Source organism: Thermincola sp. GK-1 (assembly GCF_059412445.1).
The window spans coordinates 108,071-128,407 of sequence record NZ_JBSQAT010000003.1; the positions used below are offsets into that span (position 1 = coordinate 108,071).

The 20,337-nt window shown below is 44.6% G+C and carries 28 protein-coding genes; 7 read left to right on the forward strand and 21 right to left on the reverse strand.

Annotation, left to right across the window (positions count from 1 at the left end):
- Nucleotides 1-4 precede the first annotated feature (4 nt).
- From rseP to rpsB, 11 genes are all read right to left on the reverse strand, one after another.
- Nucleotides 5-1,105, reverse strand: a complete 1,101-nt coding sequence (gene rseP, locus ACSNJE_RS03715; protein WP_495252028.1) for an RIP metalloprotease RseP — start codon at nucleotides 1,103-1,105, stop codon at nucleotides 5-7.
- 33 nt (nucleotides 1,106-1,138) lie between these two features.
- Nucleotides 1,139-2,284 (reverse strand): 1-deoxy-D-xylulose-5-phosphate reductoisomerase, encoded by a 1,146-nt coding sequence (locus ACSNJE_RS03720; protein ID WP_495252029.1) that lies wholly within the window; start codon nucleotides 2,282-2,284, stop codon nucleotides 1,139-1,141.
- A 29-nt stretch (nucleotides 2,285-2,313) separates the two neighbouring features.
- Entirely contained in the window at nucleotides 2,314-3,381 is a 1,068-nt protein-coding gene (ytvI, locus tag ACSNJE_RS03725) for a sporulation integral membrane protein YtvI (RefSeq protein ID WP_495252030.1), read from the reverse strand.
- Nucleotides 3,382-3,392: 11 nt separating this feature from the next.
- Nucleotides 3,393-4,181: a phosphatidate cytidylyltransferase gene (locus tag ACSNJE_RS03730; protein ID WP_052216568.1), complete on the reverse strand. Its 789-nt coding sequence runs from the start codon at nucleotides 4,179-4,181 to the stop codon at nucleotides 3,393-3,395.
- A 20-nt stretch (nucleotides 4,182-4,201) separates the two neighbouring features.
- The gene (gene uppS, locus ACSNJE_RS03735) at nucleotides 4,202-4,981 is read right to left on the reverse strand and encodes an undecaprenyl pyrophosphate synthase (RefSeq protein WP_052216567.1); all 780 of its coding nucleotides are present in this window, start codon (nucleotides 4,979-4,981) and stop codon (nucleotides 4,202-4,204) included.
- A 68-nt stretch (nucleotides 4,982-5,049) separates the two neighbouring features.
- Nucleotides 5,050-5,214, reverse strand: a complete 165-nt coding sequence (gene fdxA / locus ACSNJE_RS03740; RefSeq protein WP_013120236.1) for a 4Fe-4S ferredoxin — start codon at nucleotides 5,212-5,214, stop codon at nucleotides 5,050-5,052.
- Nucleotides 5,215-5,219: 5 nt separating this feature from the next.
- Nucleotides 5,220-5,450: a hypothetical protein gene (locus ACSNJE_RS03745; RefSeq protein WP_013120235.1), complete on the reverse strand. Its 231-nt coding sequence runs from the start codon at nucleotides 5,448-5,450 to the stop codon at nucleotides 5,220-5,222.
- Nucleotides 5,451-5,452: 2 nt separating this feature from the next.
- Nucleotides 5,453-6,010 (reverse strand): ribosome recycling factor, encoded by a 558-nt coding sequence (gene frr, locus ACSNJE_RS03750; RefSeq protein ID WP_052216566.1) that lies wholly within the window; start codon nucleotides 6,008-6,010, stop codon nucleotides 5,453-5,455.
- Entirely contained in the window at nucleotides 5,991-6,731 is a 741-nt protein-coding gene (pyrH, locus tag ACSNJE_RS03755; RefSeq protein WP_013120233.1) for a UMP kinase, read from the reverse strand. Before pyrH ends, frr begins: the two co-directional genes overlap by 20 nt.
- A gap of 153 nt (nucleotides 6,732-6,884) precedes the next feature.
- Nucleotides 6,885-7,532 (reverse strand): translation elongation factor Ts, encoded by a 648-nt coding sequence (tsf, locus tag ACSNJE_RS03760; RefSeq protein WP_013120232.1) that lies wholly within the window; start codon nucleotides 7,530-7,532, stop codon nucleotides 6,885-6,887.
- 87 nt (nucleotides 7,533-7,619) lie between these two features.
- The gene (gene rpsB / locus ACSNJE_RS03765) at nucleotides 7,620-8,339 is read right to left on the reverse strand and encodes a 30S ribosomal protein S2 (protein ID WP_013120231.1); all 720 of its coding nucleotides are present in this window, start codon (nucleotides 8,337-8,339) and stop codon (nucleotides 7,620-7,622) included.
- Nucleotides 8,340-8,636: 297 nt separating this feature from the next.
- Between rpsB and ACSNJE_RS03770 the strand changes: the two genes are divergently transcribed.
- Complete coding sequence (locus ACSNJE_RS03770) at nucleotides 8,637-9,089, forward strand: DUF441 domain-containing protein (RefSeq protein WP_495252031.1); 453 nt, start codon at nucleotides 8,637-8,639, stop codon at nucleotides 9,087-9,089.
- Between the two features lie 92 nt (nucleotides 9,090-9,181).
- Here ACSNJE_RS03770 and ACSNJE_RS03775 read toward each other — a convergent pair whose 3' ends face one another.
- The 3 genes from ACSNJE_RS03775 to ACSNJE_RS03785 all read right to left on the reverse strand — a co-directional run bounded on the left by ACSNJE_RS03775 (nucleotide 9,182) and on the right by ACSNJE_RS03785 (nucleotide 11,777).
- Nucleotides 9,182-10,072, reverse strand: coding sequence for a damage-control phosphatase ARMT1 family protein (locus ACSNJE_RS03775; protein WP_474773185.1), 891 nt, complete (start codon nucleotides 10,070-10,072; stop codon nucleotides 9,182-9,184).
- A 31-nt stretch (nucleotides 10,073-10,103) separates the two neighbouring features.
- The gene (locus tag ACSNJE_RS03780) at nucleotides 10,104-11,243 is read right to left on the reverse strand and encodes a DUF362 domain-containing protein (RefSeq protein ID WP_052216564.1); all 1,140 of its coding nucleotides are present in this window, start codon (nucleotides 11,241-11,243) and stop codon (nucleotides 10,104-10,106) included.
- A gap of 135 nt (nucleotides 11,244-11,378) precedes the next feature.
- Nucleotides 11,379-11,777: a PilZ domain-containing protein gene (locus ACSNJE_RS03785; RefSeq protein WP_495252032.1), complete on the reverse strand. Its 399-nt coding sequence runs from the start codon at nucleotides 11,775-11,777 to the stop codon at nucleotides 11,379-11,381.
- 162 nt (nucleotides 11,778-11,939) lie between these two features.
- Between ACSNJE_RS03785 and iadA the strand changes: the two genes are divergently transcribed.
- A complete protein-coding gene (gene iadA, locus ACSNJE_RS03790; RefSeq protein WP_495252033.1) occupies nucleotides 11,940-13,133 on the forward strand; it encodes a beta-aspartyl-peptidase in 1,194 nt (397 codons plus the stop codon).
- On the opposite strand, the gene ACSNJE_RS03795 is transcribed toward iadA, so the two are convergent.
- From ACSNJE_RS03795 to ACSNJE_RS03805, 3 genes are all read right to left on the reverse strand, one after another.
- A complete protein-coding gene (locus tag ACSNJE_RS03795; protein ID WP_495252034.1) occupies nucleotides 13,130-13,609 on the reverse strand; it encodes a hypothetical protein in 480 nt (159 codons plus the stop codon). The genes iadA and ACSNJE_RS03795 overlap by 4 nt on opposite strands.
- Before the next feature lie 72 nt (nucleotides 13,610-13,681).
- Nucleotides 13,682-15,103, reverse strand: a complete 1,422-nt coding sequence (locus tag ACSNJE_RS03800; protein ID WP_052216560.1) for a sensor histidine kinase — start codon at nucleotides 15,101-15,103, stop codon at nucleotides 13,682-13,684.
- Complete coding sequence (locus ACSNJE_RS03805) at nucleotides 15,100-15,789, reverse strand: winged helix-turn-helix domain-containing protein (RefSeq protein WP_052216559.1); 690 nt, start codon at nucleotides 15,787-15,789, stop codon at nucleotides 15,100-15,102. The genes ACSNJE_RS03800 and ACSNJE_RS03805 overlap by 4 nt, the downstream gene beginning before the upstream one ends.
- 229 nt (nucleotides 15,790-16,018) lie before the next feature.
- On the opposite strand from ACSNJE_RS03805, the gene ACSNJE_RS03810 reads away from it, so the two are divergent.
- Nucleotides 16,019-16,165 carry a hypothetical protein gene (locus ACSNJE_RS03810; RefSeq protein ID WP_495252035.1) on the forward strand — a complete coding sequence of 49 codons (147 nt, stop codon included), beginning with the start codon at nucleotides 16,019-16,021 and terminating at the stop codon, nucleotides 16,163-16,165.
- Between the two features lie 220 nt (nucleotides 16,166-16,385).
- Here ACSNJE_RS03810 and ACSNJE_RS03815 read toward each other — a convergent pair whose 3' ends face one another.
- Both ACSNJE_RS03815 and ACSNJE_RS03820 read right to left on the reverse strand, forming a co-directional pair.
- A complete protein-coding gene (locus ACSNJE_RS03815; protein WP_013120221.1) occupies nucleotides 16,386-16,646 on the reverse strand; it encodes a putative Se/S carrier protein in 261 nt (86 codons plus the stop codon).
- 143 nt (nucleotides 16,647-16,789) lie between these two features.
- Nucleotides 16,790-17,206, reverse strand: coding sequence for a hypothetical protein (locus ACSNJE_RS03820; protein ID WP_495252036.1), 417 nt, complete (start codon nucleotides 17,204-17,206; stop codon nucleotides 16,790-16,792).
- Nucleotides 17,207-17,309: 103 nt separating this feature from the next.
- Here ACSNJE_RS03820 and ACSNJE_RS03825 point away from each other — a divergent pair, with 103 nt between their 5' ends.
- Nucleotides 17,310-18,458 carry a sensor domain-containing diguanylate cyclase gene (locus ACSNJE_RS03825; RefSeq protein WP_474773189.1) on the forward strand — a complete coding sequence of 383 codons (1,149 nt, stop codon included), beginning with the start codon at nucleotides 17,310-17,312 and terminating at the stop codon, nucleotides 18,456-18,458.
- Between the two features lie 209 nt (nucleotides 18,459-18,667).
- Nucleotides 18,668-19,393: a septum site-determining protein MinC gene (gene minC, locus ACSNJE_RS03830; protein WP_495252037.1), complete on the forward strand. Its 726-nt coding sequence runs from the start codon at nucleotides 18,668-18,670 to the stop codon at nucleotides 19,391-19,393.
- A 37-nt stretch (nucleotides 19,394-19,430) separates the two neighbouring features.
- Here minC and ACSNJE_RS03835 read toward each other — a convergent pair whose 3' ends face one another.
- On the reverse strand, nucleotides 19,431-19,610 hold the full coding sequence (locus ACSNJE_RS03835) for a 4Fe-4S dicluster domain-containing protein (RefSeq protein ID WP_013120217.1): 180 nt from the start codon (nucleotides 19,608-19,610) through the stop codon (nucleotides 19,431-19,433).
- A gap of 87 nt (nucleotides 19,611-19,697) precedes the next feature.
- Nucleotides 19,698-19,829 carry a hypothetical protein gene (locus tag ACSNJE_RS03840; protein WP_282432034.1) on the reverse strand — a complete coding sequence of 44 codons (132 nt, stop codon included), beginning with the start codon at nucleotides 19,827-19,829 and terminating at the stop codon, nucleotides 19,698-19,700.
- A 170-nt stretch (nucleotides 19,830-19,999) separates the two neighbouring features.
- Between ACSNJE_RS03840 and ACSNJE_RS03845 the strand changes: the two genes are divergently transcribed.
- On the forward strand, nucleotides 20,000-20,182 hold the full coding sequence (locus ACSNJE_RS03845) for a small, acid-soluble spore protein, alpha/beta type (protein ID WP_013120215.1): 183 nt from the start codon (nucleotides 20,000-20,002) through the stop codon (nucleotides 20,180-20,182).
- A 55-nt stretch (nucleotides 20,183-20,237) separates the two neighbouring features.
- Nucleotides 20,238-20,333 carry a DUF1858 domain-containing protein gene (locus ACSNJE_RS03850; protein WP_160315508.1) on the forward strand — a complete coding sequence of 32 codons (96 nt, stop codon included), beginning with the start codon at nucleotides 20,238-20,240 and terminating at the stop codon, nucleotides 20,331-20,333.
- Nucleotides 20,334-20,337 lie beyond the last annotated feature (4 nt).

The window sequence follows — 20,337 nt, forward strand, 5'->3', positions numbered from 1 at the left end:
CCCCCTAGCCGATTATGTGTAAAATATCTTTATAAGTTATAACCACCATCAACAGCAGAAGGAGGCTTAACCCCACCAGGTGGATAAAGTTTTCCTTGGAAGGATCGACAGGACGCCCCCTTAATCCTTCTATACCCAGGAAGATAATCCTGCTGCCGTCAAGGGCAGGAATGGGGAACAAATTGAACAGCCCTATCTGGATACTGAGAAATCCTGCCAGTTGAATAAGCGGCATAATGCCCATCTCCGCCGCCTTACCCAATTCCATAGTGATTCGGACTGGACCGCTCAACTCAACAGGCACCTGCTTAGCAAACATTTTACCGAGAAAATCAAAGGTCAGTGCAAGAACCCTGTAGGTATGGACAGTACCCAAACTTATGGATTTCAGTATACCCGGTCTCTCTATAACAGGCGCTATGCCAATGAGACCGATTTTATTTGTTTTGTCTAACTCCGGCACAACGATAAAAGACTGTCGGCGATTGTCTCTTTCGACTGTCAGGGTCACTTTTTTATTGGCGCTGTTATGAATTACGTCCACCAGACCCTCCCAGGTTCGGACGGGCTTATTATTAACAGCCACCACCTTGTCCCCTGGTTTGATCCCTGCTGCGGCAGCAGGTTTTCCGGGAGATACTTCCTTAATTACGTTTACCGGCAACCCAATATAAGCATACATAATCGCATAAAGAAATACGGCTAAAACAAAATTCATCAGTGGACCTGCTGCAATTACAGCAATCCTCTGGAGCGCTCCTTTGTTGTTAAAACTCCGTTCGGGATCAACGCAGAAATCGAAATCAACGCCCTTCTCAGCACATAGTTCTTTCCGTTTTTCCATCTCCCGGTTATCCTCTTCCGCATCCATACCGGCCATGCGGACAAAACCGCCCAAAGGAAGTGCCCTTAAAGTGTAGAAAGTTTCGCCCTTAACAAACCGATATATTCTGGGTCCGAAGCCGATAGAAAATTCGAAAACCTGCACCCCCATCAACTTGGCCACCAAAAAATGGCCCAACTCGTGAAAAATAATCATCATGCCGAAAACAACTATAGCCGGTAATATTGTGTAAATAACAGTATGCAAAAAAGACTCTAACATAAATCCCACCTTCCTTGCTGTCAAAAATGTCGCTTACAGCAACGTGTAAACTTCCTGTCTGGCCCAGGCATCACATTCCAGAATCTGGCTTAACTGCGGCTTTTCTATCAACCGGTGTCTTTCCATCACCTTGAGAATTATATTCGAAATATCGAGGAACTTTATCTTTTTCTTTAAAAAGAGCGCCACTGCCTCTTCATTGGCTGCATTCATTACCGCCGGCATGGTTCCTCCTTTCCTAGCCGCCGCAAAGGCTATATCCAAGCAGGAAAAAGTCTGCCTGTCCGGTTCTTCAAAGGTTAAGTTTCTGATTTGGCTCAAATTAAGCCGGGGAAAATTATTAGGTTCGCGCTGCGGATAAGTTAAGGCATACTGAATAGGTAACTTCATATCCGGCAGTCCTAACTGTGCGATTATGGAACCATCGACAAACTCGACCATCGAATGGATTACACTCTGGGGATGAATGACCACGTCAATGTTGGATAAATCCACGTCAAACAACCACTTGGCTTCGATAACCTCAAGCCCTTTATTCATTAAAGTAGCGGAATCAACAGTAATTTTAGCGCCCATGCACCAGTTAGGATGACGCAAGGCATCTTCCGGACCGATATGAACAAGCTGCGACCGGTTTTTTCCCCGGAAAGGCCCCCCCGACGCCGTAAGGATTAATTTCCTGATTCGCCGGTTATCTTCCCCGTTCAGGCACTGAAAGATGGCGGAATGTTCACTGTCGACTGGCAGTATCTTCACCCCGTATTCATGGGCCAAAGCCATCACGATATCCCCGGCAGCAACCAGAGTTTCCTTATTAGCCAGGGCAATATTTTTGCCGGATTTTATAGCTTCTACCGTCGGAACAAGCCCTAAAGCGCCTGTAATAGATGTAACCACTACATCTGCTTTGCTAAAGGTAGCAACTTCCACCAGCCCCTCCGGGCCAGCGGTAACTTTACATTCCAGATGCCCTATTTTTTCTTTCAGGTCATGATAAAGATCTTTTTGGCCTATGCAAACCAGTTGGGGCCTGTACCTGGCCGCCTGCTCTGCCAGCAGCTCCGTGTTGGAACCGGCCGCCAGGGCAACTACATTAAAATGATCTGGAAATAAATCTATGACTTCCAGTGTTTGGGTGCCTATAGAACCGGTACTTCCTATAATAGCAATATTTTTCACCGTTTTTTTCTCCCCACGTATGTAGTATTTTATCCTAAAGGCCAATCAACAATACCCGCTTTGGCCAGCGCTTTCAATCCTATCAAAAACAAAGGCCCCAAAACAAGTCCCAGGGGACCGAAAATCTGCAGACCAACGTAGATGGAAATTAAAGTCGCTAAAGGGTGTAAACCCATCGCATTGGCCACCACTTTAGCTTCCAATACCTGCCTGATAATTACTATTATAATATAAACCACACCCAGTTTTACAGCAAATACAACATTATTATTAATTATTTCCCATATGATCCAGGGTATATAAACAGTACCCGGACCTAACACCGGAATCAGATCAAAAACCCCGATCATTGCCGCCATCAAAAGGATATATGGCGCATCAATAATAGCCAGCCCAATTAATGAATTGAAAAAAGTTATACTTATTAAAATCAACTGGGCCCTGGCGTACCCGAAAAGGGCCGCACTCACATCCTTTAAAACCTGAATGGTCTTTGACCCCCAAGGTTCAGGCATTATACGCAGCCAAAACCCTATAATAACCCGGCGGTCCTTGGCCATAAAAAAAGTGGCAATCAGGCTGACAAAAATTATCACCAAAATTCCCGGGACGGAAGAAACAAGAATAATAAATTGGTTCAACATTTCCTTAGTAAAAGCCTGCAATTGGGTCAAATAAGCGCCAATGTTTTTTTCGATTGTCCCCATATTGTTGGCAATAAACTCCAGCAGGCTAGCGGGTAGGCTGAAATAAAAACTTTCGGCAGTTGCCCGTAAATGAACGATGTTTTTAGCCAGCATTTCCGTATACATGGGCAAGGAAGAAGAAAACTCTATTAACTCTGCAACCAGCCGAGCAACAAACAGAGTCAATAAAGTACCTGTCAAACCAATGATCAGTATCAATGATATTATCACCGCCGGCGCTCTTGGCAGTTTTGCTTTGGACTGCAGCAGGCGCACCAGCGGCTCAATAAAAACAGTCAATACGCCGGCAATAACAAAAGGTACAATATACGGTAATATGTACCGGTAAAACAGGTATGTGCCTGAAACTATAATCAGGATGACAAAAAGATTTTTTATCAGGTGTTTCAAAAAAAGTCACCTCAATTTATTATAAACAACTGAACATAATAGTATACCAAGGGCGCAGTAAATAACATGCTGTCGAAACGGTCAAGTACTCCCCCGTGCCCCGGTATGAGGTTTCCGGAATCTTTGACCCCTGCTTTTCGTTTCATAGCCGATTCAACCAGGTCGCCTGCCTGCCCCACAATACCGGCCAAGAATCCAATAACCAGCAAGTGTATCATGGGAACTTCTTTTAAAAAAAATGACATCAAAAGTCCGGCCAGAGTGCTGCCAATTAGCCCACCAACAGCCCCCTCAATTGTTTTTTTGGGGCTGATGGTAGGGGCCAGCTTGTGCCGGCCTATCCCCGAGCCAACAAAATAAGCCATTGTATCTGTAAACCACGTGGCCATAAAAACAAATAAAACCAAATAAAAACCGAATTCCAACGCACGCAATAACAGAATGTGGCTTAGTAACCAACCAAGATAAATTGTCCCTGTCAGGGATAGGGCGCCGTTTAATATGTTAAAACGAGTTCCGATAACAGTCCGGCATAAAAAGACCCAAATAATTATGGTAACAACCAGTGCCAGCTTAATTTTTTTAGGAAACAAAACTGAAAGGATGAATAAAATAACTCCTATCAACATTCCGGGTACCCAGACTTTGACCTGCATACCCTCGGCAATTCTGGCAAATTCCAATACGCCAATTACCGCTAAAACCGTTATCACAGCAGCCAGGTACCAACCACCCAGCCATACAGAAAAAAGCAATATGGGTATTCCGATAACAGCACTTAAAACCCGGTAAAGTAACATAATTATACCTCTTAACTTTCTTATAATCCACCAAACCTGCGCTGGCGTTTTTGAAAATCAATAATCGCCTGCAGCAAATGTACCTTTCTAAAGCTGGGCCACAAAACCGGCGAATACCACAGTTCAGAGTAAGCTATCTGCCACAGCAGAAAATTACTAATCCGCAGTTCCCCTGAAGGCCTAATGACCAGGTCCGGTTCCGGCATTCCAACGGTATACAAATGCTCGTTAACCACTTTTTCATCGATTGCCTTAAGATCCAGTTTTCCCTTCAGGACCTCACCCGCAATCTTTTGTACAGCTTCCACTATTTCCAGACGCCCACCGTAGTTTAAAGCCAGGGTAAGGGTCAAGCCTGAATTATTACCGGTCAGCTCAAAGGCATCCGACAGAGCCTTTTGAGCGCTGGCAGGAAGCTCTTCTATCCGGCCAATAGCTCTCACTTTAACATTGTTCTGATGCAGTTCCCGCATCTCTTTGCCCAAATATTCTACCAGCAAATCCATTAAAATATTAACTTCTTCCTGCGGTCGCTTCCAATTTTCGGTAGAAAAAGCATAAACGGTTAAGTATTTAATTCCCAAGGAGGAACAGGTTTTCACGATATCCCTTAGCGACTCTACACCTGCCCGGTGCCCGGCAGCCCGCGGCAACCCTCTGCGGGCTGCCCAGCGTCCGTTGCCATCCATAATTATGGCAATATGCATGGGAAGTTTGTTCATATCAATAGCAGCTAGCAGTTCTTTTTCTTCCGCCGGGTTCGGTCGAGATTTGCCAAAAATTTTGTTCCAAAAACCCATACACATAGTGCCTCCTTAGGAATTATATGGCTAAAACAAACCCCCTCGGAAAGGAGGGGGTTTGAAGACTACTCTTCTACAATGGCTCCTGTCGGGCAAGCTTCAGCGCAGGCGCCGCAGTCAGCGCATGCGTCGGTGATCTTGTAGATATCACCTTCCTCAATAGCACCGTTAGGACAGGTGTCTAAACAAGTACCACAAGCTACACACTCATCGGTAATTTTGTATGCCATAGCTTCTAAGCACCTCCTTTCAGATAATCCTGGTATGCAACAACAACCTGGAGTAGATTGTCCCCAACTGGTTTGAGGCGCACCACCTTAGCTCCCCCAATTGGCTCTGTTGCAAAAATAGGTTTCGTTACTTGCACTTCTTTAACTTTGTAACCCAACCGGTCCAAAGTCTCCAAAGCTTCGTTAATATCGAATCCTATAAGGTCAGGCAAATCCTTCGCAGTGCCTCCGTGCAAGACTAGACCTCCATAATTTCCTGTTCTTTATGTTCCAGTAACTGGTCTACCTCTTTTATATATTTATCGGTCAGCTTCTGTATTTCTTCCTGCCCTCGCCTGTTATCATCTTCAGATATATCGCCAGATTTTTCAAATTCTTTAAGCTGGTCATTAGCATCCCGTCGAATGTTTCTGATAGCCACCCGACCGTCTTCCGCCTTTTTCTTGCAGATTTTTACCAGTTCAGCCCGGCGCTCCTGAGTAAGTTGCGGAATATTCAGACGAATCACTGTTCCGTCATTGTTCGGGGTTAACCCCAAATCTGATTTCATAATAGCCTTTTCGATTTCTCCCAACACACTTTTATCCCATGGCTGAATTACCAACAAACGGGGTTCGGGAGCAGATACCTTGGCCATTTGGTTAATCGGGGTTGGTACTCCATAATAATCTACCTGAATTTTTTCCAGTAAAGCCGGAGTTGCCCGACCGGTTCTCAAGGTGGCCAGGTCTTTCCTCAATGCTTCAACAGCTTTCTTCATCCGGTCTTCTGCCTCATTAATTATGTCTTTGACCATTTAATTCACCCCCGACATAAGTACCTATATTTTCTCCCATAACTACTTTTTTGATATTGCCTCGTACATTCAGGTTAAAAACTATAATCGGTATTTTATTGTCCATGCACAGGGAGGTAGCGGTGGAATCCATAACCCCCAGGCCTTTGTTAAGTACGTCAATATAACCAAGTTCGTAAAATTTTTTGGCGTTCGGATTTTTCATGGGATCACTGTCATAGACGCCATCTACCTGTTTAGCCATAAGAATAACATCAGCTTCAATTTCTGCGGCCCGCAAAGCAGCAGCCGTATCGGTAGAAAAATAGGGATTTCCCGTTCCGGCGCCGAAAATGACGACCCTTTTCTTTTCCAAATGCCTGATAGCTCGGCGGCGGATATAGGGCTCCGCTACTTCCCGCATTTCAATAGCCGTTAAGACCCGTGTATCAACCCCGATTTTTTCGAGGGCATCCAACAAGGCCATTGAGTTGATGACAGTCGCCAGCATGCCCATATAATCTGCCGTTGCCCTATCCATTCCTTTACTGCTGCCGGCAATACCGCGCCAGATATTTCCTGCGCCAACAACGATGGCCACTTCCACACCAAGCAAACTGATCTCTTTGACCTGCTCAGCAATGGAATTGACCACATCCGGGTCGATACCAAATTTCTGCTGGCCTGCCAGCGCCTCGCCGCTCAACTTAAGCACAATGCGTCTATATTTGGGTTGCTCCATGAAATTATAGCCCTCCCGCCTATATGCAGATTTATTTTCTACACATTGCTCAAAAATCCTTTTTCGGGAAATTATATTTTTTGAAAAAAAGAGAACAACATTGTGTTTGCAAGAGTTCCCAAGCCCTCAACGTGTTCCCTTTTTCGTCCATCCTTATTTTTTCATTTGGGCGGCAACTTCTTCTGCAAAGTTATCCTGTCTCTTTTCAAGACCTTCGCCCATTTCATAGCGCACAAACCTGCGAATAGAGATTTTTTCGCCTATTTTAGCTACTTTTTCATTTAAAAGTTGTTCAATAGTTAAGTCAGGGTCCTTAATGAACGGCTGCTCCATGAGGCAAACTTCTTTAAAGAACTTCTCAATCCTGCCGTTAACCATTTTGTCTACGATAGCTTCCGGTTTGCCTTCATTTAATGCCTGTGCCCTAAGAATTTCTTTTTCCTTCTGAACAATTTCTTCAGGCACTTCTTCTCTACGCACATATTCGGGTTTGGCAGCAGCAATCTGCATTGCCACATCTCGCACAAAGCTCTTGAATTCATCTGTCTTGGCCACGAAATCAGTTTCACAGTTTACTTCTACCAATACGCCAATTTTTCCTCCGGCATGAATATAGGAATCAACAATACCTTCTGCAGCAATCCTGCCGGCCTTTTTGGCTGCAGCGGCCAAGCCTTTTTCTCTCAGGTACTCGATCGCTTTTTCCATATCACCGTTGGTTTCCATTAAAGCCTTTTTGCAGTCCATCATTCCGGCGTTGGTAATTTCACGCAATTCTTTTACCATTGCAGCTGTAATCATGCAAAAGACCTCCTTATTTTTAAAAAGGCAAATATATTAAATAAGGGTGACGGTTAGGGATCTCCCCCTAAACGGTCACCCTTACCTTTATTCCGCAGCGGCTGTTTCCTCATCGACTACATCCTGGCCCTGATTGCCTTCCAAAACAGCATCAGCCATTTTGCTCGTCAACAGCTTAACTGCTCTAATAGCATCGTCATTTCCGGGTATGACATAGTCAATTTCGTCAGGGTCACAGTTGGTATCAACGATAGCTACGATAGGTATGCCAAGTTTTCTGGCTTCGGCTACAGCGATACGCTCTTTACGAGGGTCGATTACAAACAGAGCGCCGGGTAGTTCCTTCATATCCTTGATACCGCCCAAAAACTTTTGCAGTTTTTCCTTTTCATGCTGGAGCGCAGCTACTTCCTTCTTGGGCAGGACTTCAAAGGTTCCGTCAACTTCCATTTTCTCCAGTTCCTGAAGACGGTTGATACGTTTGCGGATGGTGTGGAAATTGGTTAACATACCACCCAGCCAACGTTGATTGACATAGAACATACCGCAACGTTCAGCCTCTTCTTTAACTGCTTCCTGCGCCTGTTTCTTGGTGCCGACAAACAGAATTGTTTTTCCCTCGGCAACAGTATTTTTAATAAACTCATAAGCAATTTCTACCATCTTTACTGTTTTTTGTAGGTCAATTATGTAGATACCGTTCCTGTCAGTAAAGATGTATTGAGCCATTTTGGGATTCCAACGCCTGGTCTGATGACCAAAATGAACCCCGGCCTCCAGCAGTTGTTTCATAGAAATAACGGCCACAAGGTTCACCTCCTCTCAACTGGTTTTAATCCTCCGCCTCTTTCATTTCTACGCCGGACCGGAGACCCGGCACCGCGGCGTAAATCAAGGAGACGTGTGTATTTAACACCATTGGTTATTTTATCATAAAATGCCACCCGGTGCAACAATATTATAGCTCGGACTGGTAATTTTTATACAACGGCGGTGGGTTGGTCGTTCAAAGCTAAGAATAGAATATCATTTGTTAGAGGCGCATAAGTTAAAATGAGTTCATAGGTTATATGGTAAGGATATAATTCAAGGGGGACTTAATTTATGTGGGGGGAAGCCCTTCTGGTTACCCTGATCCTGATAGGCATCCTTGGTAGGTCCAATATTATCGCGACGGCAGCATGTATTTTACTGGTTCTAAAACTCTTTAACCTCCACCAGTTTTTCCCTGTTCTGGAACGCAGAGGCCTGGAATTAGGCCTTTTATTTCTAACCATTTCCGTTTTGGTACCTTTTGCTACCGGCCAGGTATCTATAAAAGATATATCTAATAGTTTTATCACCATTTCGGGAATCCTAGCCATCCTGGGCGGCGCCATCGCCACCTATATGAACGGCCAGGGTCTTAATTTGCTGAAAATGGATCCGGAACTACTGGTTGGCCTGGTAGTGGGGTCAATAATCGGCATCGTCTTTTTCAGAGGTATTCCCGTTGGCCCCCTGATGGCCGCCGGGATAACGGCTCTCTTTGTAAAGATTATTAAATTATTTAAATAATACTGTGATGGTGAAACCGCTTAAATATTTCTCTGGGCCCTCTGTGGATTCTGCGGTTTAAAAAATTTACACTAACTGTTCACTGTTCACTGTTAACTGTTAACTGTCAACTGTTCACTGTCCACCGCATTTCTCTTAAACACAATAGCACCATATCTGACACCCAGGTGCTTGGCCACCAGTGGACATTTGGCCTTCAAAAGAAAATAGGTTTTCTCCCCTGCCAGAACTGTGCCTTCCAGGGATTCGTAATTAGCTTGCCCTTTACTGATGACCGTATCGGCATTTTGGAAAACCGTTAAAAATTCCTCACTGCAGTATTTTTCTACTGTGCCCAGGTAACTATTGCCATTGGTGATCACACGGGCAACCTCCGGGAGCCCGGCTGTGTTGGCGTCTTGGATTGTGGCGTCATTAAGGATGAATCCGCCCTTTACCCCATAAAAAACTTCTTTATGCATTGCCCTTAATTGTTCGGCTAAAAGCCTGTCAAAGACAATTTCGCCGCTGTTATCCCCGATAATTAATACTGTTTCAGCCTTGGCAATATCCTGTTTAAACCGGTCATAGTCGTTAATGGTAAAATCAAATTTAAGCGCATCTTCCAGGGCCTGAGTCAAGTCAAAGTCATCAAAAAGGCCCAGATCGACCACATTGCCGGCCACCGAAATTTTTAGGGCTGTAAACAAGGGGTCTTCAGACCCGGCAATAGTCTCCCTGAGGTCTTTAATATAAGAAAGGGCCCGTTTGTTTGATTCCTCTTTGGCCTTGAAAAACGGGTCATTACCGCCAAGCATTTCCGCCAGCCGGTGAATTACCAACGTTGAATTTTCCGCCGGTGTTTTATCATCAGGCAGGGAACTGATCAAAGGGAGCAGCCGCTTGAGTAATTCATTCCATTTTGCCCTGGGTACTTCTCCTTTTTCCAAAGTATTTATAGCCTGCTGCAAATAGCACGGGATACATTCTGCCGAAACTAACAAGGTCTTCTCTCCTTTTCATGAAATTATAAAGTTACTTAAACAGTAACCTGGCTAAGGGTGATTTCTTTATATCCACGGCCTTGCGGGGGCATAATTCCTGGCAGCAAAAACAACGGATACACTTGTTTAAGTCTATTTCCGGCGCTTTATTTCCCGCGCTTAAAGCTTTTGGCGGGCAGTTATTTATGCATTCCCGGCAGAAGATACATTGATCTTCCATGAAAACCGGCTTTGGTTTAAGCCACGATTCCAGAAACCTGTTCAGAAGATCGGGAATTGGAAATCTGGCTTCGCCCGTATAGTCAGGGAGAGCAAAGGGCTGAATATTAAAATCGGTAAGTTTATAGCCCATAAGTTCCACTTGGTTTATGGAAGCCGGAAGACCCCTGTTTTCTGCCGCTTTAACAGTTGGTATAGAAACAGGTTCTATGCCCGCCAGGGCAGCCGCCACCACATCAAGGGCCGGTGCGCTGGTACTGACCAAAAGGGCGCCTACCTTCTTAGGGGTCCCTGCTGAAGGGCCCTTACCTTCCATACCAACTATGGCGTCCATGATATTCAGGGTAGGTTTTAGACACTCCGTTAAATCAAGCAGCATCTCAGAAAAATCCATTACCCTGGGCATTTTAAAATGGTATTCTGCCTTCAGCATGCCGGGAATGGCCCCGAAATTAACTTTCACAGCGCCTGTAAATTTAGTCATCATATGTGTTTTCAGCTTGGACAAGGATATGTAAATGTCTGCATCGACAAGGGGCTTAATCAGGGTAAAACGTTTGATAATTTTACCTTCCGGGTAAGGTACATCAATTTCCTGGGTGTTGAAGTTCAGAGTAGCACCGGTTTTACGGGCCACTTCCTCAATTCCGGCTGTTCTGTAAACGGCTTTTAAAGCCATTTGATTATAAGGCCCCCCGGGACTGTCCCCGATAATGACCGTGGCGCCGCGTTCCTGCAACAGGCGTACCATGGCCTCCACGACGGCCGGGTGTGTTGTGACGGCATCTTCCGGTTTCTTTTTCATCAACAAATTCAGTTTTAAGAAAACGGTCTGGCCGGACCTGACAAATTTATCAAGGCCCCCCAGCAAGGTAAAACATCGTTTAAGGGCTTCTTTCAAAAGTTCTGGGTCGTAGTCGCCGCATTTCCATAAGACTACCTGTTCCAACATGAATGCTCCTTTATCGCAAATTTACCAGTCAATATTTTTCCACTGTTTGGACAAGACTTATACCTTTATCCATCTTCAGTATACCAGTTAGGAATCAGGAAGCAAACAAAAAAGTGCCCTGCCAGGCACAAAATGTTATAAATGATTCAGGAACTTATATTGTTTTTTTGTTTCTTCCGCGATATAGGCCCTCACTTTTTCCCGGCGCCGGTCGTTTATATTGAAAAACTGTACGGCAATAAGGTTTCCTTCCATGACAGGTTCACACCTGACAACACGGGCCAGCACACGTTCATCGCCAAGGTGCGGTAAATGCAAAGTAACCCGCAAAACCATACCTATCGGCAATTTCAACTGAGAAACGAAGCTCAGGCCATCCTCACCCAGGTCACGGCATTGTCCGAACCCCTTTTTATCCATCAGGTGTTTGACATCTCTTTTTTGAAATCTCATTATATTAAATTCCACAGACATGTCTGCCGGGATTCTGAAGTAACGCCTTAGATACACGGTTTTACTTTTGTCAACAAGCATTATCATCACCCAGAACAGTAAAATATTGTTATTGTTAATTTTATTTTACATAAACCGGCGGAAAATTTCCAGAGCTTTTTGCAGAATTTAAATAATTTTCTTTAAATTCGCCTACAATAATACCATGCTGAAGATTTGGATAACCACAGACGGAGGTAGCTTATGTTTACGGTAATCAGAAACGGCCACCTGTTCGCTCCGGAAGACATGGGCAAGGTGGATATCCTTATCTGCGCCGGGAAAATCATTCATATAGGCGCCCTGATAAATGTATCGGGACTGCCGGTGGAAACAAAGATAATTGCCGCCGATAATATGTATGTTGTACCTGGTTTCATAGACCAGCATGTCCATATTGCCGGTGGAGGCGGCGAGGCCGGCCCGGCCAGCAGGACACCGGAAATCAAGCTCCACCAGTTGACCACCAATGGCATTACCACAGTAGTTGGCCTGTTGGGAGTAGATGGGGTCAGCAGGAGTGTGGCCGGTTTGCTGGCAAAAGCACGAGGCCTGGAACAGGAAGGAATTTCCACTTATATTTACACCGGGGCCTACGAGATACCGACCAGAACTTTTACTGACAGTTTGAGAAGCGACCTGGTTTTAATTGATAAGGTTATCGGCTGCGGGGAAATCGCTATTTCTGATCACCGCTCCGCTCAACCAACCCTGGAAATGCTGGCTAAACTTGGGGCGGAAGCCAGGGTTGGAGGTATTCTGAGCGGCAAAGCCGGCATAGTACACGTTCATGTAGGGGAAGGAAAAAAAGGACTACAGTTATTATTTGATGTGATAAATAATACCGATCTGCCAATTACTCAGTTTAACCCAACTCATACAAACAGGTTGGACAGGCTCTTTTACCAGGCTATAGACTATGCTTTAAAGGGCGGCTATATTGATCTGACAGCAGGCATCAATCCCAGGGATGACGGGCCCAGGGTCCTGCACGTGGTACAGGCGGTAAAATACCTGATAGACACAAAGGTCAATCTTAAACAGATTACAGTAAGTTCGGACGGCAACGGCAGTCTGCCACATTTCGACTCCGCCGGCAACATGGAGTCCATTTCGGTGGGATCGGTGGAAGTATTATGGAAGGATGTGCGCGAATTAATCAAACAAAACATTTTATCCTTTCCAGAGGCCATTTCACTGATTACCTGCAATGTAGCAGCCCTGTTAAAACTTGCCGGTAAAGGGAAAGTCAAAGTTGGTTATGATGCCGACCTGGTCCTGTTAGATAAGGACTTAAATATTGATACAGTAATTGCCGGGGGCAAAGTAATGGTTCAATGCGGCCAAGCCCTAGAAAAAGGGTATTTTAAAGAGGCTGCCTTCCAGACAACCTCCTAAGTTCCACCGCCACCACCGGCACCACCGCCGCCACCACCCTGGCCCTGTACTATTTGCATAATGGATTGCTGGACCACGTTACGCAGGCTTTTTTGTACTTCCGGTGTAGTCAGGGCTTTTTGGATATGCTCCTGAAAAAGCTTTTGAATTTCCGGGGTTTGCAGTGTGGCGCTCATATTTTTCTGTAATTCTTTTCCTACTTTAGGAGCGGCAAAGCTTTCCATTACGGCCTGTTGAAGCAGTTTCATGGCCTCCGGCGACTTTAACAGATCTTCCATCTGCTGTTTGGCCACTGCGTTTTCGATCAGTCTTTTGGTTTGGCCCGAATTGACTTCCTCTTTTACCATGCCCTTGACGTCTTCCCTACTTATTTCCGGTTTCCGCTGCGGAGAACCTACACTGAAGGAACAACCGGTGACAGATAAAAGAATAAAGCATATCAGCAACAGGTTGAAAAGAACTTTCCATACCTTCATAAAAAACGCCTCCGTTCAGGCTATATCTTTTCACCTTGCTGCTTCTTTTATACTTATACTTTAGGAACTGAATTACGTGCCGGATAAATTTTTCCCGCCTGCAGGCAGTTTTATTATAAAAGTTGTTCCTTTACCTGGCTGACTTTCTATATCAATGGACCCATTATGGGCGTCAACTAATCTTTTTACAATAGCCAGACCCAAACCGGTACCACCGGCCCCCTTGGCCCTTGATTTATCGACCTTGTAAAAACGGTCCCAGATATACGGTAGATCCTCCCCGGGAATGCCTGGCCCGTCATCGCTGAGGGTAATTCCGATCTCTTGGGTTTCCTGCGAAACCTTTAATACAATTCGATTCCTGGCATACCGCACGGCATTATCCATGAGGTTTGTCAATACCTGTTCCAGCCTGTCGCTGTCCACAAGGGCTATTGCATTTCCGCTTGATTCAAAAGAAGTCCTGATTCCCTTCTCTTTCAGTATGGGCTGATATTTAGCCAGCGTTTTGCCGGCCAGTTCAGCAATATCTACGGGTTGCTTATTCAATTCCAGGACCCCTTCTTCAATTTTTGTAAAATCCAGCAGGTCGTTGACTAATCTTATTAACCGGGAGGTTTCGGAATGAAGGATATCTAAAAAGCGGGCCCTTGTTTCAGGATTCTTATCCTTATTGTCCTGCAGGGCCTCAACGAATCCCAGAATGGAAGTCAAGGGAGTACGGAGGTCATGAGAAACATTGGCCAAAAATTCGCGTCTGGTTTTTTCAAGCTTTTCCAGTTTATCGGCCATATAGTTAATTGACCTGCCCAGGGTCCCGATTTCGTCTGCGGAAACTATTTCCAGGCGTTCGCTGAAATCTCCATTCGCAATTTTACGGGCGATCCAATCCATTTCTTCCAGCGGCGCAAAAACGCTTTTGGAGAAGAAATAGCCCACCAGCACCGAAAACAGCAAAGTTGCAAAGGCAGCGTAGATAAACAAAAGCCAGGTTTTTTTCAGCGTTTCGGTGATGCCTATTACAGGGGAATAAAGAATTACTCCGCCAATTACTTCATTGCCGTTTTTGATCGGTGTCGTTACCCAGATCACGGGTTCTGAATAAAATTGTGACTGCCCTTCTCTAATGGCAACGTTGCCCTTCTGGAGTTCCCTGATTTCTTCTTCGTTTATCCGGTCGCCTTCATGGCGCCACTGATGAGCCGAGGCTGTAATTACCGTGCCGTTGGGACGGATGACCCACACTTCTGTCCCAAGATTGCGGTCTGCTCTGTTCAACCAGGCGACCAGATCAGTTGGGTCTTTATTTTCCAATAAAATAGGCCTGATAAGCTCGGCTATATCCGCACCTTTGACAATCAATTCGGAACGTTTGTTGTAATTGAAATAATTCGTAAGCAGGATCGTCATTAAAAATCCAAGTACTGTGAAACTGGCCAATATAATAACCACATAGGTACCAATCATCTTTTTGAACAGCTTATCACCTATCAATTTTCCGGCACCTCAAACCTGTACCCCAGGCCCCAAACCGTGTGCAAGTATTCCGGAGCTCCGGGAATTTTTTCAATCTTTTGCCTGATCCTCTTGATATGTGAATCAACGGCCCGGGTTTCTCCGGCGAAATCGTAACCCCAGATCCGGTTCAGTATTTCTTCACGGGTAAAGACTTTCCCGTTGTGCCGGGCCATTAAAACAAGGATATCAAATTCCTTGGGCGTCAGATCTACATAGCTGTTATTAACCTGTACCGTCCGGGCTTCCAAATCGATAACCAGGTGGGGAAAAATAAGTTCGTCCCGTTTTTTGCCGCTGCGGTTCTGGGCCCTGCGGAGAACAGCCTTCACCCTGGCCACCATTTCCCGCGGGCTGAAAGGTTTGGTTATGTAATCATCGGCCCCGAATTCCAGGCCTAATACCTTGTCAATTTCCTCCCCCTTGGCAGAAAGAAATATAATCGGTATTTCATACTTGTCCCGGATTTCTCGGCAAATGTCGAATCCGTTTTTTCCCGGCAGCATCACATCAAGCAAAATTAGGTCAGGCCGGTATTCAGAGATCACCTGTTCCAGATTATTGCCGTCAAAAACAGTCTTGACCCGGAAATCTTCTTCCAGGTAAACAACCAGCAGCTCACAGATATTTGGGTCGTCATCCACAACCAGAATCTTCTGTTTCATACGATCACCTTTGCCAAGCTTATTAATGAAAATAATTTCTTATAAAAACGACAAAACCCTTTTTTAAAGTATAAGAAAATATAGCCAGGGCCGAATTGACTCCGGCCCAAAAAACTCCCGCTACCGGGAGTTTCAGGCTGTCGACAAAGGTCTCACGGATAAATTTGGGAAACTTAAATATTTTCCGGAGCGAGGCTCTAATTTCGTTTTTTATGGAGGGGTGGGTGGGGTGCTCAGGCTACAGCTAAGGAGCGACTGCGCCTGCAAAGCCGCAGAAAAGAAGGCAGAGAGTTCCCGCATGTTTGAAGATGGCGAAGGCCGCCGGAAAGTCCGACACTCAACTCAGGTTGAGTGTCCTGGACAGGAGGCGGCCTAACTGTCAAGGAAATCATTATGAGCCATCGAGTTCGTGAACACTGCCTTCTTGGCAAGGTTTTGCAGCATAAAGCTCCATGGTAGCGGAGCGCCCGCCCACCCCTCCTATAGACCGGCCTGAAAATATTGGAGCCGAGGAATTATTTAAGCTCCCCTCAATAGTGCTAATTTGACTTTGTCTACAAACTGAAACTCCCGTTACCGGGAGTTTTTCAATAAATTTAGCGGCGTGGCGGTCTGTTGAAGTAATGTGTGTCCCCGCAGGGAACCCTCTTGGCTTTCAAAATCTGCAGGTACCGTTCACTGTTACTGCGGGAGCATTTAACCGCCAGCCCGCAACTGGCCGAGATTTCTCTGGGCGTAGGAATAAGGACAAATTCCGCTCCTTCCTCAGTGAGAATTTTTTCCGCCTGCAGCGCCGACTGTGTATTAGGAAATGTTATGACACAAAATTCAGTAAGGTTAAAGATATCCTGAAGCATAGGTTTCACCTTCTCGAATTGTCGTATAACTTGCAGTATGTACAGTAACTTACTTTTTTATTATAGTATTCAAGAAGGCCTGTGTATGGTCCTTTATGGTGTTAATAAATTATTTTTATTAAATGGGTATTTGACGATAACAATTATTTATTTGCCTCCAGGTAGCTTTTTAAAAGTTGTAGGGTGGTGACAGTAAAACCTTTTGTTTTTAATTTAAAAAATACCTCCATCGGTTGTCCTGTTTCGTCCAGATAGGTTATATTGAGAACCCACCGGTTCCAGAAAGGGTTCCAGAGTAATAAAAAAAACGGCGAACCAAAAAAACCGGAAATCCATTGATTTTTCACAGGATTCAAAGAAACCATTTTTACTTTGATTATTTTCAAAAAACCTAATTTAAACTCATCATGCTCCTGCTTCCCTTTAAAATGCAGAAAGTGGTTATCAAAATACAGCAAACCCCGGACTTTGGGCAGCCAAAAACTCTGTTTTTCATTTGAAGCAATTATACCGTACAGGTCGGCCCTGACAATGAATTTTTTCTCCATAATTTCTCCCATAATTTTTGCACCTGCCAAAGGAAATTATCTCTGATTTAAGAGGTTATTTCAGGATATTGTAGAAATATATAGAAACAAGGTTTTTGATTAGGGGTGATTCTCGTTGACCGCGACCGGCAGTAAAAAACAAAAGGCCAGGGGTTTATTTAAAAGGGCTACAGGCCTTCTTGCGCGGTTTAACGCCCTGCAGAACGAATTAAAAGCAGTAAAGAACAAACTGGAACGCACTGAATTCGAAGCCAAATTGTTCCGGGAAATAAATACGGCTCTGACATCAACTTTTGAATTGCAGGAAATTCTTCCCCTCATTCTCCAGGTGATGACCACGCTGGTCAATACCCAGGGCGTGTCCATAGCGCTGGTAAACGAGGAGGATAAAACGTTGCGTATAGCAGAAAGTTATGGCCTCGACCCGAAAGATATAGAAAACTTTTATATTTATTATGCCAGAATCAATACGGGCCCTTTCAAAGAAGTTATGGAGAAAAAAAGTCCTTCCTTTTTCGGGCCAGAAAACAACTTGTACATTCCCCTGCTGATGAGTGTACCTCTCGTTTCCCGGAACAAAGTCATAGGATTTGTAAATATTCATTCCATGTATCAAAACAAAAGTTTGACCCCGGATAAAATTGCCCTTGTAAATGCGCTGGCCAGTCAGGCTTCTATTGCAATCAGCAATGCCCAGCTTTTTAATGCTATGAAAGAGCAGGCTACCATAGACCCCTGTACGAACCTGTTTAACTTCAGATATTTTCAGCAGAAACTTGATGAAGAAATCAACAAAGCAGCGGCCAACGGTACGGCTTTATCACTAATTATACTGGATATCGATTTTTTTAAAAAAGTCAACGATACTTACGGACACTTATACGGCGATCAGGTTTTACACGAAATCAGCAAAATCCTGAAAAGCAATGTCCGTTCGGAAGATACGGTCTGCCGCTACGGCGGCGAGGAATTTGCCATTATATTCCCCAATTGTACCCAGAAAATTGCCGAAAGGATTGCCGAGCGTATCAGGGCTAAAATTGAAGAAACCACCGCCAATGACCGCAGAGGTATATTTAAAAGCCCGGTTACGGTCAGCGTCGGTGTGGCCGAATATACCTCTGACATAAACAAAACCATGCTGATTCACCGGGCTGATTGTAGCCTGTATTATGCCAAAAATACAGGGCGGAACCGGGTTTGTGGTTACGATGCCAACCTGGAAACGGAATATGAAAAGTACTTACCAAAGAATAACTATTAAGAATTTCTAACAAGTCACCAAAAAATATATCGTAATTTTTCCCCAAAACTTGATATGCAGCGGAAAATTTTTGGCTCATCTACAGGAATCTTTCTGGAATAAAGAGTTGATATATATGTAAATATGTATAAAAATTGCAGGGAATTTCTTGCTTTAAGTCGAAACATGCAGTGACACGGCAGCACTAAAAAACTCATCAGGGGGTTAAAATGAAAAAAGAAAGCGTTAATATTAAAGGAACGATAAACGGATTAGTGATCTGCATTGACCCTGAAACAGAACTTGGCACCATAAAAGCTGATCTAGAAGCGAAAATTTTAGCCAGCCCGGGATTTTTTAAAAATGCCAAGTTTAAAATATTTGCCGGTGAAAGATATGATCCCTCCATCTTTTCTGAACTGGAACAGCTTTGTTGTAGCCATGGTATGATTCATGCTCCGGCTATACCATGGCCACCGGAAACAAATAACGTTTCCAACCAGGTCAGGGCTGCTCTGCAGGAATCAGCGGCCGGTTTACACAGCCGGGGTTTCCAAACTACCGATTCCCCGTTACCGGTGAACAGAAATTCTGCTTTGCTTGAAGATACCCTACTTATTCATCGTAACCTGCGTTCAGGACAAAAACTGTATTATCACGGCAACCTAGTGGTTTTGGGCGATGTTAATCCCGGAGCGGAAATTTGCGCCGGTGGGGATATTATTGTGATGGGTGTTTTACGTGGGATTGCCCATGCCGGCGCTGCCGGAAATGAAAATGCTATTATACTGGCCTATCGTCTGGAACCGACCCAACTTAGAATCGCCGATAAAATTACCCGCCCGCCGGAAAAGGACACCAGGGCTACCCAACCGGAGTTGGCCAGGCTTTCGGGTAACCAGATGATTATCGAACCATACCGGTCGCAAAAAAATTACTGGGAAGTTATTGCATAAATAAGGCTGCCTGAAAGGGCAGCCTTTTTAATATCCTCTATTCTTCCAAATTTATTGCCTGGGGTGGACATTCCTCGGCGCAAGCCCCGCATTCCAGGCAATTGCCCTCATTTTCGGCTTGGGCTTTACCGTCTTTTAAAACAAATACATCTGCCGGACATACGTCCACACAGTTGCCACACCCTGCACAAAGGTCCGCATTAATTTTAGGCCCCATATAGCCCCCTCCTATCCTTTTTTTCTTGTGGTAACAGTTTATTATGATAGTCAGAGGTTTATGCCGGACCCTTGGAAACACTTTGGGTTATTGCCGCAAAACCAGTACGTAAAGTTCTTCTCCCTGGTGCATATTGTTTAAACTTTTTTCAAACTTCTGCAGTTCTGCTACTTCGCTATCTTTCAGTTCAGCTATATGCATTTCGTTTAGTTTATTCACTGTTAATCCTCCAATCATTAATTGCTTTATTTAAAGTATTCCACGAAAAACTACATTTTATTTAACCTTCTTCCGCCAAGATACCAAAAACTTATAGCTTTTATTATTCATATTATTATTTCATTTTTAAAACAATAATAACGGGTGCGCATTAAAAAGGAGGTAATTTTGTGGCCAGAAGACGTGGTCTGATGTCCGATACTCTGAAGTACGAGTTGGCCAAAGAGTTAGGCGTTTATGACACGGTCCGCACAAGTGGTTGGGGCGAAGTATCCAGCAGAAACTGCGGAAACCTGGTCCGGTTAGCCATAGAGAAAGCCGAGCGCATGATGGCTGAAAATACCTTACAATAGCGCACCTGCCGGGAGGTTGCCACCTCCCGGCGCAATTAAATCCGAGGTGATAAAAGTGATAACGGAAAATACGGTGATAAGAGATATTCTCATGAAACACCCGGAATCAGCACGTATCTTCATGAAATACGGCATGCGCTGCATTGGATGAGGCG

Excerpts from the sequence above, each read along its gene's own strand:
- uppS (WP_052216567.1), bottom strand. The coding sequence starts at position 4,981 with ATGGGTTTTTGGAACAAAATTTTTGGCAAATCTCGACCGAACCCGGCG.
- ACSNJE_RS03805 (WP_052216559.1), bottom strand. The coding sequence starts at position 15,789 with ATGAAACAGAAGATTCTGGTTGTGGATGACGACCCAAATATCTGTGAG.
- ACSNJE_RS03795 (WP_495252034.1), bottom strand. The coding sequence starts at position 13,609 with ATGAAGGTATGGAAAGTTCTTTTCAACCTGTTGCTGATATGCTTTATT.
- rseP (WP_495252028.1), bottom strand. The coding sequence starts at position 1,105 with ATGTTAGAGTCTTTTTTGCATACTGTTATTTACACAATATTACCGGCT.
- ACSNJE_RS03730 (WP_052216568.1), bottom strand. The coding sequence starts at position 4,181 with ATGTTACTTTACCGGGTTTTAAGTGCTGTTATCGGAATACCCATATTG.
- ACSNJE_RS03770 (WP_495252031.1), top strand. The coding sequence starts at position 8,637 with ATGTGGGGGGAAGCCCTTCTGGTTACCCTGATCCTGATAGGCATCCTT.
- ACSNJE_RS03835 (WP_013120217.1), bottom strand. The coding sequence starts at position 19,610 with ATGGGGCCTAAAATTAATGCGGACCTTTGTGCAGGGTGTGGCAACTGT.
- ACSNJE_RS03815 (WP_013120221.1), bottom strand. The coding sequence starts at position 16,646 with ATGCTTCAGGATATCTTTAACCTTACTGAATTTTGTGTCATAACATTT.
- fdxA (WP_013120236.1), bottom strand. The coding sequence starts at position 5,214 with ATGGCATACAAAATTACCGATGAGTGTGTAGCTTGTGGTACTTGTTTA.
- iadA (WP_495252033.1), top strand. The coding sequence starts at position 11,940 with ATGTTTACGGTAATCAGAAACGGCCACCTGTTCGCTCCGGAAGACATG.
- pyrH (WP_013120233.1), bottom strand. The coding sequence starts at position 6,731 with ATGGAGCAACCCAAATATAGACGCATTGTGCTTAAGTTGAGCGGCGAG.
- frr (WP_052216566.1), bottom strand. The coding sequence starts at position 6,010 with ATGGTCAAAGACATAATTAATGAGGCAGAAGACCGGATGAAGAAAGCT.
- ACSNJE_RS03785 (WP_495252032.1), bottom strand. The coding sequence starts at position 11,777 with ATGCTTGTTGACAAAAGTAAAACCGTGTATCTAAGGCGTTACTTCAGA.
- minC (WP_495252037.1), top strand. The coding sequence starts at position 18,668 with ATGAAAAAAGAAAGCGTTAATATTAAAGGAACGATAAACGGATTAGTG.
- tsf (WP_013120232.1), bottom strand. The coding sequence starts at position 7,532 with ATGATTACAGCTGCAATGGTAAAAGAATTGCGTGAAATTACCAACGCC.
- ACSNJE_RS03780 (WP_052216564.1), bottom strand. The coding sequence starts at position 11,243 with ATGTTGGAACAGGTAGTCTTATGGAAATGCGGCGACTACGACCCAGAA.
- ACSNJE_RS03820 (WP_495252036.1), bottom strand. The coding sequence starts at position 17,206 with ATGGGAGAAATTATGGAGAAAAAATTCATTGTCAGGGCCGACCTGTAC.